At 71.7% G+C, this 14,076-nt stretch carries 13 protein-coding genes and 1 pseudogene; 5 read left to right on the top strand and 9 right to left on the bottom strand.

Annotation, left to right across the window (positions count from 1 at the left end):
- The 3 genes from MKK55_RS09690 to paoC form a co-directional block, all read left to right on the top strand.
- The coding region (locus MKK55_RS09690; protein ID WP_243934455.1) for a 2Fe-2S iron-sulfur cluster-binding protein at window positions 1–414 on the top strand (414 nt) is incomplete at its 5' end.
- Entirely contained in the window at window positions 411–1,361 is a 951-nt protein-coding gene (locus MKK55_RS09685) for an FAD binding domain-containing protein (protein ID WP_243934454.1), read from the top strand. The genes MKK55_RS09690 and MKK55_RS09685, both read left to right, overlap by 4 nt.
- A gap of 4 nt (window positions 1,362–1,365) precedes the next feature.
- A complete protein-coding gene (gene paoC, locus MKK55_RS09680) occupies window positions 1,366–3,576 on the top strand; it encodes an aldehyde oxidoreductase molybdenum-binding subunit PaoC (RefSeq protein ID WP_243934450.1) in 2,211 nt (736 codons plus the stop codon).
- Window positions 3,577–3,797: 221 nt separating this feature from the next.
- Here paoC and MKK55_RS09675 read toward each other — a convergent pair whose 3' ends face one another.
- The 4 genes from MKK55_RS09675 to MKK55_RS09660 form a co-directional block, all read right to left on the bottom strand.
- Window positions 3,798–5,204, bottom strand: a complete 1,407-nt coding sequence (locus MKK55_RS09675) for an amidase (RefSeq protein ID WP_243934449.1) — start codon at window positions 5,202–5,204, stop codon at window positions 3,798–3,800.
- A 123-nt stretch (window positions 5,205–5,327) separates the two neighbouring features.
- Window positions 5,328–6,011, bottom strand: coding sequence for a type 1 glutamine amidotransferase domain-containing protein (locus tag MKK55_RS09670; protein ID WP_243934448.1), 684 nt, complete (start codon window positions 6,009–6,011; stop codon window positions 5,328–5,330).
- Between the two features lie 165 nt (window positions 6,012–6,176).
- On the bottom strand, window positions 6,177–6,410 hold the full coding sequence (locus tag MKK55_RS09665) for a hypothetical protein (protein WP_243934447.1): 234 nt from the start codon (window positions 6,408–6,410) through the stop codon (window positions 6,177–6,179).
- A gap of 121 nt (window positions 6,411–6,531) precedes the next feature.
- Entirely contained in the window at window positions 6,532–7,134 is a 603-nt protein-coding gene (locus MKK55_RS09660; RefSeq protein WP_243934446.1) for a TetR/AcrR family transcriptional regulator, read from the bottom strand.
- A 538-nt stretch (window positions 7,135–7,672) separates the two neighbouring features.
- Here MKK55_RS09660 and MKK55_RS09655 point away from each other — a divergent pair.
- Complete coding sequence (locus MKK55_RS09655; protein WP_187274927.1) at window positions 7,673–8,161, top strand: response regulator; 489 nt, start codon at window positions 7,673–7,675, stop codon at window positions 8,159–8,161.
- Window positions 8,162–8,205: 44 nt separating this feature from the next.
- On the opposite strand, the pseudogene MKK55_RS09650 reads toward MKK55_RS09655, so the two are convergent.
- Window positions 8,206–8,289, bottom strand: a pseudogene (locus MKK55_RS09650) (IS5/IS1182 family transposase); the annotation flags it as partial.
- A 234-nt stretch (window positions 8,290–8,523) separates the two neighbouring features.
- On the opposite strand from MKK55_RS09650, the gene MKK55_RS09645 reads away from it, so the two are divergent.
- Window positions 8,524–9,858, top strand: coding sequence for an MFS transporter (locus MKK55_RS09645; RefSeq protein ID WP_147725706.1), 1,335 nt, complete (start codon window positions 8,524–8,526; stop codon window positions 9,856–9,858).
- 244 nt (window positions 9,859–10,102) lie between these two features.
- Here the strand turns inward: MKK55_RS09645 and MKK55_RS09640 are convergent, their stop codons facing one another.
- The 4 genes from MKK55_RS09640 to MKK55_RS09625 are packed head-to-tail and all read right to left on the bottom strand — an operon-like array spanning window position 10,103 to window position 14,043.
- On the bottom strand, window positions 10,103–11,476 hold the full coding sequence (locus MKK55_RS09640) for an LLM class flavin-dependent oxidoreductase (RefSeq protein ID WP_243934445.1): 1,374 nt from the start codon (window positions 11,474–11,476) through the stop codon (window positions 10,103–10,105).
- Window positions 11,473–12,126 (bottom strand): methionine ABC transporter permease, encoded by a 654-nt coding sequence (locus MKK55_RS09635; protein WP_243934444.1) that lies wholly within the window; start codon window positions 12,124–12,126, stop codon window positions 11,473–11,475. The genes MKK55_RS09640 and MKK55_RS09635 overlap by 4 nt, the downstream gene beginning before the upstream one ends.
- Entirely contained in the window at window positions 12,107–13,240 is a 1,134-nt protein-coding gene (locus MKK55_RS09630) for a methionine ABC transporter ATP-binding protein (protein WP_409566042.1), read from the bottom strand. Before MKK55_RS09630 ends, MKK55_RS09635 begins: the two co-directional genes overlap by 20 nt.
- A 2-nt stretch (window positions 13,241–13,242) precedes the next feature.
- Complete coding sequence (locus MKK55_RS09625) at window positions 13,243–14,043, bottom strand: MetQ/NlpA family ABC transporter substrate-binding protein (protein WP_243934441.1); 801 nt, start codon at window positions 14,041–14,043, stop codon at window positions 13,243–13,245.
- Window positions 14,044–14,076: the final 33 nt, after the last annotated feature.

Here is a 14,076-nt window from a genome sequence, read left to right as displayed (position 1 = left end):
AAGGGCTGCGACCACGGCCAGTGTGGCGCCTGCACGATGATCGTCGACGGGCGGCGCATCAACGCCTGCCTGACGCTCGCCGTGATGCACCAGGGCGCCGAGATCACCACCATCGAGGGGCTGGGCCGGCCCGACAACCTGCACCCGATGCAGGCCGCCTTCGTCCGCCACGACGGCTACCAGTGCGGCTACTGCACGCCCGGCCAGATCTGCTCGGGCGTGGCCGTGCTCGACGAGATCCGGGCCGGCATCCCCAGCCACGCCACCGCCGACCTCACCGCGCCGACCCGGGTCACCGAGGCCGAGATCCGCGAGCGCATGAGCGGCAACCTGTGCCGCTGCGGCGCCTATTCCAACATCGTCGAGGCGATGAGCGAGGTCGCCGGCCTCGAGACCGGCCGGAGGCCCGCATGAAGTCGTTCACCTACGAGCGCTCGAGCACGCCGGCCGAGGCCGCCGCCGCCGTGGCGCGCACGCCCAACGCCAAGTTCATCGCCGGGGGCACCAACCTGCTCGACCTAATGAAGCTGCAGATCGAGACCCCGACCCACCTCGTCGACGTCAACGGGCTCGGGCTCGACCGGATCGAGCCGACCCCGGAGGGCGGCCTGCGCATCGGCGCGCTGGTGCGCAACACCGACCTCGCCGCCGACGCCCGTGTCCGGAAGGATTACGGCGTGCTGTCGCGCGCGCTGCTGGCCGGCGCCTCGGGGCAGCTGCGCAACAAGGCGACCACCGCCGGCAACCTGCTGCAGCGCACCCGCTGCCCGTACTTCTACGACACCGCGCAGGCCTGCAACAAGCGCCGGCCGGGCTCCGGCTGCTCGGCGCTCGACGGGGTCAGCCGGCAGCTGGCGGTGATCGGCGGAAGCGACGCCTGCATCGCCACCCATCCCGGCGACATGGCGGTGGCGATGCGCGTGCTCGACGCCACCGTCGAGACCGTCGACGGCGAGGGCGCGTCGCGAAAGATCCCGGTGGCGGAGTTCCACCGCCTGCCGGGCGACGCGCCCGAGCGCGACACCACGCTCGCGCCCGGCGAACTCATCACGGCGGTGACGCTGCCGAAGCCGGTGGCGGGCACGCACCTCTACCGCAAGGTCCGCGACCGGGCGTCGTACGCCTACGCGCTGGTCTCGGTGGCGGCGATCCTGGGCAGGGACGGGTCCGGCCGCGTCGCCTTCGGCGGGGTGGCGCCGAAACCCTGGCGGGTGGAGGCGGCCGAGGCCGACCTGCCGCGGGGCGCCAAGGCGGTGACCGAGCAGGTCTTCGCCGGCGCCGCGCCGACGCACGCGAACGCCTACAAGCTGACGCTCGCCGAGCGGACCCTGTCCGCGGCGCTCAACCAAGCGAGGGCCTAAAGCGATGAAGTTCGATCAGCCCGCCGGCCAAAACCCGATCGACCAGCTCAAGGTCGTCGGAAAGCCGACCGACCGGGTCGAAGGACCGCTCAAGGTCACGGGGACCGCGCCCTACGCCCACGAATGGCACGATCCGCACGCGAACCTCGCCTACGGCTTCATCGTCGGCGCCGGCATCGCCAAGGGCCGGATCGCGACCCTCGACGTGGCGCGCGCGAAGGCCGCCTCGGGCGTCGTCGCCGTCGTCACCCACGAGAATGCCGGGCCGCTCGGCCAGGGCGAGTTCTACGTCCACCGCTTCCTCGCCGCGCCCGTCGTCGACCACTACCACCAGGCCGTCGCGGTCGTCGTCGCCGAGACCTTCGAGCAGGCGCGGGCCGCCGCGGCCCTGGTCCGGGTCACGTATGTCGAGGAGCCGGGCGCCTTCGACCTCGCCGCGCAGGAGGCGACCGCGCCCGTGGCCGAGCAGGGCCCGTTCGGCGGCAAGCCCGAGACCCGCGTCGGCGACTTCGAGGCCGCGTTCGCGCGGGCACCGGTCCAGCTCGACGCGCGCTACACCACCCCCGACCAAGCCCACGCGATGATGGAGCCGCATGCCACCATCGCCGCCTGGGACGGCGACCGGCTCACCTGCCACACTTCGATCCAGCAGATGAACTGGGGCGTGCGCGACCTCGCCAGGACGCTCGGCATCCCCCGGGACAGGATCCGCCTCGTCTCGCCGTATGTCGGCGGCGGGTTCGGGGGGAAGGGCACCGTCCAGTCCGACCTCGCGCTCGCGGCGGTGGCGGCGCGGGTGGCCGGCCGGCCGGTCAAGCTCGCGCTGCAGCGTGCGATGATGTTCAACACCACCATCCACCGCCCCGCCACGATCCAGCGCATCTGGATCGGCGCGACCCGGGACGGGCGGATCACCGCGATCGGCCACGACAACCTCAACGGCAACCTCGCCGGCGGCCGGACCGAGCCGTCGACGGCGGCGACGCGCGCCTTCTACGCCGGCGCCGACCGGATGACCCGCCAGCGCCTGGCGGTGCTCGACCTCGCCGAGGGCAACGCGATGCGGGCGCCCGGCGAGGCGCCGGGCCTGATGGCCCTCGAGATCGCCATGGACGAGATGGCCGAGAAGCTCGGGATGGACCCGGTCGCGTTCCGGGCGCTCAACGACACCCAGGTCGACCCCGAGCACCCGGAGATCCCGTTCTCGACCCGGCCCTTCGTCGCGTGCCTGCGCCTCGGTGCCGAGCGCTTCGGATGGGAGCGCCGCCAGGCGCAGCCGGCCGGCTTGCGCGACGGGCGCTGGCGCGTCGGGTTCGGCATGGCCGGGGCGATCCGCGCGGCGAAGATCGCCCGGTCCGCCGCCCGCGTGCGCCTCGACGCACGCGGCGTCGTCACGGTCGAGGTCGACATGACCGACATCGGCACCGGCAGCTACACCATCGTCGCGCAGACCGCCGCCGAGATGATGGGCGTGACGCCGGATCGGGTCGTCGCGCGCCTCGGCAATTCCGATTTTCCGGAGACGCCGGGCTCCGGCGGCCAGCAGGGGGCCCCTTCCGTCACCGCGGGCGTCTACGCGGCCTGCGTCAAGCTTCGCGAGGCGGTGGCCCAGCGGCTCGGGTTCAACTCGGCCGACGTCGCCTTCGCCGACGGCGAGGTCCGCTCCGGCAACCGCGCCGTGCCGCTCGGGCGGGCGGCGGAGGCCGGCGACCTCGTCGCCGAGGACACCATCGTGTTCGGCGATCTCGCCAAGCGCTTCGCGCAGCAGACCTTCGGCGCGCACTTCGCGGAGGTCGGCGTCGACGCCGACACCGGCGAGATCCGCGTCCGCCGGATGCTGGCGGTGTGCGCGGCCGGGCGCATCATCAACCCCAAGGCCGCGCGCAGCCAGATCATCGGCGGCATGACCATGGGGATCGGCGCCGCCCTGATGGAGGAGATGGTCGTCGACAGGAAGCGCGGCTTCTTCGTGAACCACGATCTCGCCGGCTACGAGGTGCCGGTGCACGCCGACGTGCCCCATCTCGAGGCGGTCTTCCTCGACGAGGTCGACCCGACCATGTCCCCGGTCAAGGCGAAGGGCGTCGGGGAGCTCGGCCATGTCGGCGTCGCCCCGGCGATCGCCAACGCGGTCTACAACGCGACCGGCGTGCGGGTGCGTGACTACCCCATCACCCTCGACAAGCTCCTCGACCGGATGCCGGACTCGGCCTGACGACGCCTCGGGATGCGGGACACGACGATCCGCGCGCCCGGTGCGCGATCGATCCGCCGGCCCGAAGCCTGGCGGCCCTTCGAGAGGCCATCCGCCAGCGGCGCTCCGGTGGCGCCCCCCTCGACCGTCCATCGCGAGAACGGTACGAAGGTCGGCCGGATGCAGGCTTTCGTGCCGGCGGCCTGGGAGCGCGGTGCGCGACCCGGGCCTGTCCCCTCCCGTCAGAGGCTCGGGTGCAGGCCGCGGACCAGGCTCACGCCCTCCAGCAGCGCGGCGGCGTGCAGGATCGTCGCCTCCGCCTGCCAGCTGCCGACCAGCTGCACGCCGATCGGCAGGCCCTCGCGGCTGGTGCCGAACCGCATCGACACCCCCGGCAGGCCGGTGACGTTCAGGGGCACGGTCGCGCCCTGCAGGTAGGTCAGGTCGACGGTCTCGCCGTCGACGACGAGGTCCCGGATGCCGTGCTTGTGCGCCGGCACGGGCAGCACGGGCGTGAGGAGCACGTCGTAATCCCGGAAATAGGCGGCGTAGCCGTCCCGCAGCCGCTCGGCCGCCTGCTCGGCCGCGACGTAGTCCGCCATCGAGGTGTCGGGCAGCGACAGCATCGTCCGCGCCATCCTGTACATCCGATCCTCGTGCCCGGCGGTCGCCTCCCGGAAGGCCGGCTTCATCTCCATGACGTGGAGCTTGTTGAACACGTCGAGGGCGAAGTCGCGTTCCAGGGCCGGGATGCGGACCTCCTGCACCGGGTGTCCCTCGCCCGCGAGCGCGTCCGCCGCCGCCCGGACGGTGGCCGCGACCTCCGTGTCGATCGGCCCGAAGCCCGGCCCGACCATCCAGCCGACGCGGAGCTTGCGGCCCGGTGCGATGCCGGCTCCGGCGTCGAACGGGCCGCCGTGCGAGGCGAAGCCGTCGAGGCCGTCGGGACCGGCCAGCTGCGCGAAGACGAGCGCAAGGTCGCGGATCGAGCGCGCCATCGGGCCGACGTGCCAGAACCGGCGCGGCGCCCGCGGCCAGATGCCGGTCATCGGCACGCGCCCGTGCGTCGGCTTCAGCGCGACGATGCCGGTCTGCGCGGCCGGGCCGCGCACCGAGATGGCGAGGTCGGTGCCGAGGCCCAAGGGCGACAGGCCCGCCGCGATCGCCGCCGACTCGCCGCCGCTCGATCCGCCGGGCGTGCGGTCGACGTCCCACGGGTTGTTCGAGCGGCCCGAGAGCAGGTTGTCGCTCTCGATCCAGTAGGAGAACTCCGGCAGGTTGGTCTTGGCGAGCAGGATGCCGCCGGCGCTCTTCATGCGGGCGACGCTGGTGGCATCGGCGTCCGGCCGGCGGCCCGCGAAGATCGGCGAGCCGCGCTGGGTGAGGACGCCTGCCGTGTCGATCGAATCCTTCACGGTGAAGGGCACGCCGTGCAGCGGCCCGAGCTCCTTGTCGGCCATGACCGCCGCCTCGGCTTCCCGCGCGGCGGCGAGCGCGCCCTCCGCGAGGGTGACGATGGCGTTGACCTTGGGGTCGACCGCCGCGATGCGGTCGAGATGGGCCTGCACGACCTCGACCGGCGAGACCTGGCGGGTGCGGATCAGCGCGGCGAGGCCGGTCGCGTCCGAGAAGACGATGTCGGTGGTCATGATCTGAGAGCCTTCGCGATCGCCGATGCGGGCATGGTGCCTCGGCCGGGTCATGGGGAGGGCCGTGCGGTGCGCCGGCCGTGCGATGGTCAGGGGCGGGCGCCGCGGGGGACGCCCGACCCGTCAGCGGTTCGCGAGGCGTGCGACGAGCGTTTCGGCGGCAGGACCCGAGGAGGCGGGGTTCTGGCCGGTGACGAGCAGGCCGTCGGTGACGACGAAGGGGGCCCAGTCGGCACCCTTGGCGTAGAGGCCGCCGTTGCGGGCGAGCTCGTCCTCGACCAGGAACGGAACCACCCGGGTGAGGCCGACCGCCTCCTCCTCGGTGTTCGCGAAGCCGGTGACGTTGCGGCCCGCGACCAGGGGCGTCCCGTCGCCGGCCTTGGCATGGCGCAGCACGCCGGGGGCATGGCAGACCAGGGCCACGGGCTTGCCGGCCGCCAGCGTGGTCTCGATCAGCCGGATCGAGGCCGGGTCCTCGGCGAGGTCCCAGAGGGGGCCGTGCCCGCCGGGATAGAACACGGCATCGAAGCCGTCGTGGCCGACGCCGACGAGCCGGCCGGTATCGGCCAGCACCGCCATCGCCGCCGCGTCCGCTTCGAAGCGGCGCGTCGTGTCGGTCTGGAAGCTCGGCTCGGCGCTCTTCGGATCGAGCGGCGGCCGGCCGCCCTTGGGCGACACCAGCACCACCTCCGCGCCCGCATCCTTGAACACGTAGTAGGGGGCGGCAAGCTCCTCCAGCCAGAAGCCGGTCTTGCGGCCGGTGTCGCCGAGCTGGTCGTGGGAGGTCAGGACCATCAGGATCTTCATGTCGTTCTCCGGATCGTTGGCTTGGGTGAGGGGAGGTTGGGTGAGGGGAGGTTGGGCGAGGGGAGGTTGGGCGAGTGAAGGTGGGGTGCGAGGACGTCCTCGAGGGGGGACTCCCCGCGCGGGGGCCGGCATGGGGCGGGCCGGCGCTACCGCGTCTTGGCGGTGCTACCGCGCCTTGGCGGCGCGTTCCGCGGCCGGGTCGCGGGCCGGGGCCGCCTGCGCGGGGCGGAGTTCCGCATTCGTGCCGCGGACCTCCTCGAACCGGGCCATGCGGACGGCGCCGATGGTCTCCAGGGTGATCCGCTCCTGCGCCGTCGCGTCCGTGGTGGCGCCCGGGAGGGCCGTCAGGCCGGCGGTTGCGAGGAGGGCGGCGGCCAGCGTCTTGGTGTGGTGAGGCATCGGTTTTCTCCTTCCGGTTCGCGTTCCCCCCGCCGGCCCAGGGGAATGATGAGGATCTGAGTAGACCAGTCGTCTCGATTTTGCGCAGCCATGCGTGCCGTTGCCGGGGCCGAAGGGATGATCAGTGCGATGCGAGGCCGAGGATGCGCCGCGTCGTGCCCAGGGCGGCCTCGAACGGGGCGTCGGTCCGCACGATCTTCGCCATCAGGCTGGCGCCGAGCCAGACGTGATACAGGTCCTCGGCGGTCGTGTGCGGCTCGCTCGCGATCGTGAGCGAGCCCTCCGCCACGCCGGCCGCGATCGCTCGCGACAGGCGTTCGATGATCCCGGCGGTGCCTGCCTTTAGGGCGAGGCGCATGGCCTCGGACAGGTCCGAGACCTCCGCCGCGAGCTTCACCGCCAGGCACCTGCGCCGGTCGTCGATGCCCCCTTGCGTCGCCTGCCACTTCCGCCAGTAGGTCATCAGGCAGTCGGCCTGGCTCAGGCTCGGCTCGGCCAGCATCGCGTCGAGCTCGGCGAGGTAGGTGTCGAAGTAGTCCTCCAGAAGCGCCTCGCCGAACGCCTCCTTCGAGCCGAAGTAGTGGTAGAACGATCCCTTCGGCACGCCGGCCGAAGCGAGGATCTCGTTGAGCCCGACCCCGGAGAACCCCTTGGCGCCCACGAGGCCGTAGGCGGTGTCGAGGATGCCCTGGCGGGTGTCGGTCTGTGCGGTGACGCGTGCCATGACCGGGAGATAGCTCGGATTAGACCGGTCGTCTAGTAGAGCCGAAAAGATTTTTCCCGGCAGGGGACGCGGCGGGCGAGACGAAGTTCGGGGCGAGCGTTCGAGGCGGGGGCCGGAAGCGTTCCGGCATCGGCTGGAGCAGGCCCGTTCGCTCCGCCGCCAGGCGAAGGCGGCCGCGCTGACCCTTCGGCAGAAGGCGGAGCGGGCTCGCAGGCACGCCGTCTCCCCTCCGGAACCGCGACCGCGGCGTACGGACCGGTCGTTGCCTGACGTCGGAACCGCCGCGCCCGCCGACGCTCCATCCCCGTCCCGACCGCCCGCATCCGAGCAGGGTTCGGCCGGCCGGATATTGCCTTCCGCCATGCGCGATCGGACTTGGCGCGCCGAGGATTCCGATCGCACCCGGATTAGGAGGTTTTCGTCGGGTGCGGTATCAGAGTTCGCGGCTTCGAACTCTTCGGAGCGGCCATCGCCATGCCGGAGTGCTCCGCAGCTCCTCGTCTTGACGACCTTGAGACGGACATCAGGAGCGTATTCGATGATCGGTGACGGCAGGCCTCTCGCCATCCTCATCGCGGAGGCGGACCAGCTCGTCCGCATGGTCACCGCCGACATGCTGACCGATCTCGGCTACCGGGCCATCGAGGTCGGCACCGCCGCCGAGGCGCTGGCGGTGCTCCAGGGACCGGACACCGTCCGCATGCTGATCACGGGGCGCAGCATCGTCGGCGACGGCGTCGCCCTCGTCCATCTCGTCCACCACCGCTGGCCCGGCGTCGGCATCATCGTCACCTCGGGCGCGGGCGCGGATCTTCGCAGCGCGCTGCCGCCGGGGACGCGCCTGCTCAGCAAGCCGTACAAGTTCGCCGACCTCATCCAGGAGGTCGAAGCCGGCCTGGGGCAGGTGCGGGACGAGCCCGCGACCGCGCCCGTGCTGCCGAGCGGCGTGCCGCCCCACCGGGGATTGGAGATGGGCAACGGCGTGGGCGCCCTCGCCGCCCCCTCGACCGAGCCGGACAAGTCCTAGCCGCCGCCCGCGGGATGCCCGGTCCGGATCGCCCGCCGCAGCGAAATTTCCCACGGCAGCCCCGTGCGCGGCCCGAACAGGATGCCCGTGAGGGCAGCCCGGTGCTCGATCGGACGACGCCCGCCCTGCAGCCAACGGAATGCGCGGTTCGCCGCCGGAACGCCGGCATAGACGGCCGTCTCGATGCCAAGGTGGCGCACCGTGCTCCCCGGCTTCGTACGACGCGACACCGATCATCGTCGGGTCGCCGGTGAGGTCGATGGCCTGATGCTGCGCGGCGACCCCGGCTTGCGCGGCGGCGGCGGTCGTGACCTGATGACCAGCCGGGTGATGCGTGCTCGGCCCCTGGTCGCGGAGCGGACATGCAGGCGTCACCCACTCCCTCCGCGGGCGTCGCCGATCAGTCGCGCCGCGCCGCGGTCGCCGCCTTCATCGGCACGACCATCGAGTGGTACGACTTCTTCATCTACGGCGTCGCCGCTGCGCTGGTGTTCGGCCCGCTGTTCTTCGCGGGCGAGACCCCGTTCCTCGGCACACTGTCCGCGTTCGGCGCCTTCGCGGTCGGCTTCCTGGCGCGGCCGGCCGGCGGCCTCATCTTCGGCCACCTCGGCGACCGCTTCGGGCGCAAGCGCGCACTCATCGCCACGCTCGTCATGATGGGGCTGGCCACCAGCGCGATCGGGCTGCTGCCGACCTACGCCTCGGCCGGCATCTGGGCTCCGGTTGCCCTGGTGCTGCTGCGCCTCTTCCAGGGCATCGCGGTCGGCGGCGAGTGGGGCGGCGCCGTGCTGCTCGCCGCCGAGCACGCCCCCCGCGGTCGCAGCACGTACTTCGCCTCCTTCGCCCAGCTCGGGAGCCCGGCCGGGCAGATCCTCTCGCTGCTGGCGTTCCGCCTGGCCGGGCTGATGGACAAGGAGGCGTTCCTCGCCTGGGGCTGGCGCCTGCCGTTCCTTGCCAGCGTCGTGCTCCTGGCGGTGGGGTTCGTCATCCGGCTCGGCGTCGCGGAATCGCCGGCGTTCCAGGCCGCGCAGGCGGCCGATCGGGAGGCGCTCGCCCGGGCGGCGCCGATCCCGGAGGTGCTGCGCACGCAGCGCGGCCCGCTGCTGATGGCGATCGCCGCCAACACCTTCGCCATCGCCTCGGTGTATCTCTACCAGGTGTTCCTGATCACCTACGCCGTGCAGTACCTGCATATCGAGCGCGCGGTGATCCTCGACGCCCTGCTGATCACCGCCGGGGTGCAGTTCGTCGTCCAGCCGGTGGCCGCGCGCGTGGCCGAGCGGCTCGGCGACGAGAGCCGCTTCCTCCAGCTCTCGCTCCTTTGGTGCATCGTCACGCCCTACCCGCTGTTCCTGTTGCTGGAGACGCGCTCGTTCGCCGCGATCACGCTGGGCCTGTGCCTGATCCAGCTCGGTATCGCGAGCTTCTACGCGGTGGTGGCCGGCTACGTCGCCGGCGCCTTCCCGACCCGGGTGCGCTACACCGCCATCTCGATCGGCTACCAGTTCAGCGGCGCGGTGGCGGGGGGCCTGACGCCGATCGTCGGCACGGTGCTGGCGGAAGCCTCGGGTGGGGCGTGGCTGCCGATCGCGCTGTTCGGCACGACGCTCGCGGGCATCTCGCTTCTCGGCATCACGCTGCTGCGGCCGCATGTCCGGGCTCTGCGTCGCTGGGGCGAGGATGAGGCGGCGACCTGATCGCGGCTTGCCGGTCCCCGTTTCGCTTCGCCGCGCCGCTCGTTCCGCAGGACCGCCACCGTGATCGTGGGCGATACGTCATTTCGTCCGGCGGCAGGCCGGCCGGCGTCGCGGGCGAGGGCGCCGGCGACCCGTGAGATCCATCGCGGGGGACTCGCCTCGATCCGGCCGGAAGGGGGCCGGCCATCCGAGCCTCGCTGTTGTCGCAGCCGGGCTCTTCGGAATGGCGGCAGGACGCCTGCGGTCAGCCTCCGAGCGCGGCGGCGCCGCGATAGGCTTGTGCGGCGTGGCGGGCGGGCAGGCGGTCGCCCTGGCCGAACAGCTTGTTTCTGAGCGAGCCCGGCGTGTAGGCGGTCTTGTACAGGCCGCGGTCCTGGAGCTCGGGGATCACGAGGTCGATGAAATCCGAGAAGCTTTCCGGCACGACGAGGCGGCTGAGGTTGAACCCGTCCACCTCGCCCTCCTCGACCCAGGATTGCAGCTCGTCGGCGATGGACGCGGCGTCGCCGGTCAGCACCGCGTAGCGGCCGCCGAGGCCCATTTCCGAGAGCAGGTCGCGCTTGGTCAGCCCGCGCTTGGCCGCCGCGGCGGTGGCCGACTGGATCGCGTTGCCCGGGGCGTAGGGGATCGGCTCGTCGAGGCCGTAGCGGGCGAAATCGATGCCGGTGGAGGCGGAGAAGTGGGCGAGCCCGGCTTCGGCGCTGGCGTAGCGCATGTACTCGGCGCGCTTGTCCTCCGCCTCGGCACGGGTGCGGCCGGGGATGGCGGCGATGCCGATGAACACCTTCACGTCCTGCGGGTCGCGCCCGGCAGCGGCGGCCTCGGCGCGGATCGCGCGGACCGAATCGCGGGCCGACGTCTTGTCGCGCGCCGAGATGAACACGCACTCGGCGTGCCGTCCGGCGAAGGCCCGACCGCGGCCGGAGGCGCCCGCCTGGTAGAGCACGGGCGTCCGCTGGGGCGAGGGTTCGCACAGGTGGTAGCCGTCGACCGCCAGAAACTCGCCGCGATGGGAGACCGGCCGGATCAGCGCCGGATCGCTGAACACCCGCGCCTCGCGGTCCCGGCGCACCGCCGCGTCGTCCCAGCTTCCTTCCCAAAGCTTGTAGAGCACCTCGAGATACTCGTCGGCGTAATCGTAGCGCCTGTCGTGCGCCGGAAGCGCCTCGCCCCGGCCGCGATGGGCGCTCTCGAGGTAGCCGGTGACGATGTTCCAGCCGACCCGCCCGCCGGTGAGATGGTCCAGCGTCGAGAGGCGCCGGGCGAAGGTGTAGGGCGCCTCCGCGAAGACGTTGAGCGTGATGCCGAAGCCGAGATGCTCCGTCACCGCGGCCATGGCCGGAACGATCAGCGTCGGGTCGTTCACCGGCAGCTGCACGGCTTCCCGCGCCGTCACGTCGATGCCGCCGCCGTAGATGTCGTAGACGCCGAGGATGTCGGCGATGAACAGCCCGTCGAACAGGCCGCGCTCCAGAAGCTTCGCCTGGTCCGTCCAGTAGCGCAGGGTGTTGTACGCGGCCGAGCGGTCGCGCGGGTGGGTCCACAGGCCGTGGTTGATGTGGCCGACGCAGTTCATGTTGAACGCATTGAGCCGGATCTGCTTTCGGCCGTCGCTCATCGCGCCCGGAGCCTCCGCACGACGCTGTCGCCCGTGAATTGCACGAGGCAGACGAGAACGATCAGGATCGCGATCACCACCGACATCACGGTCGTGTCGAAGCGCTGGTAGCCGTAGCGGATCGCCACGTCGCCGAGCCCGCCCGCGCCGACCGCACCGGCCACGGCCGAGGCGCCGATCATCGACACGACGGTGATGGTGAAGCCGCCGACGATCCCCGGCAGGGCTTCGGGCAGCAGCACGTGGAGCAGGATGTGGCGACGGCGGCAGCCGATGGACTGGGCCGCCTCGACCAGCCCGGGATCGACCTCCCGCAGCGAGACCTCGGCGATCCGCGCGAAGAACGGCGTCGCGCTCACCGCCAGCGGCACGATGGCGGCCCAGACGCCGATCGTGGTTCCGACGACGAGCCGGGTGAACGGGATCAGCGCGACCAGCAGCACGATGAAGGGCACGGCGCGGAAGCCGTTCACGACGAGGCCGACCAAGCGGTTCGCCCGCGGCGCCGGGAAGATGCCGCCCGGCCCGGAGGTGACGAGGAACACCGCGAGCGGGATGCCGGCGACCACCGCGATCCCCGCCGAGACCCCCACCATGAACATCGTGTCGAACGCCGCCTGCCAGAGGCGGTCAATCATCTGCGGCGACATAGCCGATCCCCTCGACGGTTTCCCCGATGGCCCTCAGCCGGGTCTCCGCCTGCATCCCCTCGGCGGCGATCAGCAGGCGGCCGACGGCATGCCCCTGGATGCGCTCGACGCCCGCCTGCAGAAGCCGCACCGATCCCCCCGTCGCCGCGACGAGGGCCGACAGGTCGGGCGCGGACCGCCCGGCATAGGTGATCCGCAGCACGGCCTGCGCGCCCGGCGCGGGATGCGACAGGAGCCGCTGCGCCAGGTCGTCCGGCACGTCGCGGGTGAGGGGCGCCAGCAGCGCCCGGGTCGCCGGGTGCTCGGGCGCGCCGAACACGCGCCAGACCGGGCCGGATTCGGCGATCCGCCCGGCTTCCAGCACGACGACGTCGGTGCAGATCTCGCGGATCACGCTCATCTCGTGGGTGATGAGGATGATGGTCAGGCCGAGCCGCCGGTTGATGTCCCGCAGCAGGCCGAGGATCGACAGGGTGGTCTCCGGGTCCAGCGCCGAGGTCGCCTCGTCGCAGAGCAGGATCTCGGGGTCGCTGACCAGGGCGCGGGCGATGCCGACGCGCTGCTTCTGCCCGCCCGAGAGGCGCGACGGATAGGTCTCGGCCTTGCCCTCCAGGCCGACGAGGCGCAGCGCCTCCGCGACCCGCCGGTCGACCTCCGCCCTGCCGACGCCGGCCACCTTGAGCGGCAGGGCCACGTTCTGCCGGACGGTCTTGGCCGACAGGAGGTTGAAGTGCTGGAAGATCATGCCGATGCGGCGGCGCAGGGCCACGAGACCGTTCGTGCGCAGGGCCTCGATGGGCTCGCCGTCGACCAGCACGCGGCCCGATGTGGGCTCCTCCAGCCGGTTGACGGTCCGGAGCAGGGTCGACTTGCCGGCACCCGAGCGGCCGATGATGCCGAAGATCGCGCCGGACGAGACGTCGAGGCTGACGTCGTCGAGGGCGCGGACCTCGCCGCCCGCGGAGCGATAGGTCTTCGCGACGTTCTCGAACCGCACCGTGCCGACGCCGCGCGGGCCCGTTTCCGTCCGGGCCACCGGGACCGCGTTTGCGCCCGTCGCCTTCGGCGCGGCCGGATCGATCGATCCGAGACTGTCCAAAGCCAAGCTCGCCATCGTCAGTTCTGCCACGCGAGCAGGTACAGCTTGTCGCTGCCGGCAAAGGATCTGTCGATCTGCTGCTTCACGGCCTCGGAGTTCTGGAAGATCTGGACGAATTTCCGGATCGTCGGATCGTCCTTGCGAGTGGCCTTCGTGACGAAGCTCACCGCGAAGAGCTTGTCCTCGATTCCGGAATAGATCAGCCCGCTCGTCGGATCGAAGGCACCGGCGGCGACGATGAAATGCGGATACCCCTGCGCGAGATCGACATCGCCGGTGATCCGCACCAGTTGCGGCCCCTCGACCTCGGTGAATTTCAGCGTCTTCGGGTTCTCGACGATGTCGTCGACGGTGCCGAGGAAGCCGACATCGTCCTTGAGCTTGATGAGGCCGGCCTTCTGCAGCAGCAGCAGGCCTCGGCCCTGGTTCACCGGATCGTTGGCGATGGCGACCTTGCCCCCCACCGGGACCTGGTCGAGGCTCTTATGCTTGAGCGAGAACAGGCCGATGTTCTGCAGGATGCCGAGCCCGACGATGTCGAACCGGTAGCCCTTCTGCTTCGCGGCGTTCTCCATGAAGGGACGATGCTGGAAGAAGTTCAGATCGATGTCGCCCCCGTCGAGGGCGACGTTGGGCGTCGTCCAGTCGCTGAACTCGATCACCTTCACGTCGATGCCCTGCGCCTTGGCCTCCTTGGCGGCCGCGGTGACGGCGTCGCTGTAGGCGCCCGGCACGGTGCCGATCTTCAAGGTCTCGGCCTGGGCCGCCATCGCGCCCATGGACAAGAGAACGACGGCGAAAGTCTTCAGGAAGCGCATCGGTCGGGGACTCCGGTCGCTCGGCTCGGCGAA

The sequence above is a fragment of the Methylobacterium sp. J-059 genome, assembly GCF_022829485.1.
GTDB lineage: Bacteria > Pseudomonadota > Alphaproteobacteria > Rhizobiales > Beijerinckiaceae > Methylobacterium.
The sequence above is the reverse complement of the archived record's forward strand: the minus strand, read 5'-3'. Positions and strand labels throughout refer to the sequence as shown.

Bases quoted from the DNA above. Each gene is read 5' to 3' on its own strand.
- MKK55_RS09645 (WP_147725706.1), top strand. From the start codon at position 8,524: ATGCAGGCGTCACCCACTCCCTCCGCGGGCGTCGCCGATCAGTCGCGC.
- MKK55_RS09670 (WP_243934448.1), bottom strand. From the start codon at position 6,011: ATGAAGATCCTGATGGTCCTGACCTCCCACGACCAGCTCGGCGACACC.
- MKK55_RS09685 (WP_243934454.1), top strand. From the start codon at position 411: ATGAAGTCGTTCACCTACGAGCGCTCGAGCACGCCGGCCGAGGCCGCC.
- MKK55_RS09640 (WP_243934445.1), bottom strand. From the start codon at position 11,476: ATGAGCGACGGCCGAAAGCAGATCCGGCTCAATGCGTTCAACATGAAC.
- MKK55_RS09625 (WP_243934441.1), bottom strand. From the start codon at position 14,043: ATGCGCTTCCTGAAGACTTTCGCCGTCGTTCTCTTGTCCATGGGCGCG.
- MKK55_RS09675 (WP_243934449.1), bottom strand. From the start codon at position 5,204: ATGACCACCGACATCGTCTTCTCGGACGCGACCGGCCTCGCCGCGCTG.
- MKK55_RS09660 (WP_243934446.1), bottom strand. From the start codon at position 7,134: ATGGCACGCGTCACCGCACAGACCGACACCCGCCAGGGCATCCTCGAC.
- MKK55_RS09630 (WP_409566042.1), bottom strand. From the start codon at position 13,240: ATGGCGAGCTTGGCTTTGGACAGTCTCGGATCGATCGATCCGGCCGCG.
- MKK55_RS09635 (WP_243934444.1), bottom strand. From the start codon at position 12,126: ATGTCGCCGCAGATGATTGACCGCCTCTGGCAGGCGGCGTTCGACACG.
- MKK55_RS09665 (WP_243934447.1), bottom strand. From the start codon at position 6,410: ATGCCTCACCACACCAAGACGCTGGCCGCCGCCCTCCTCGCAACCGCC.
- MKK55_RS09655 (WP_187274927.1), top strand. From the start codon at position 7,673: ATGATCGGTGACGGCAGGCCTCTCGCCATCCTCATCGCGGAGGCGGAC.
- paoC (WP_243934450.1), top strand. From the start codon at position 1,366: ATGAAGTTCGATCAGCCCGCCGGCCAAAACCCGATCGACCAGCTCAAG.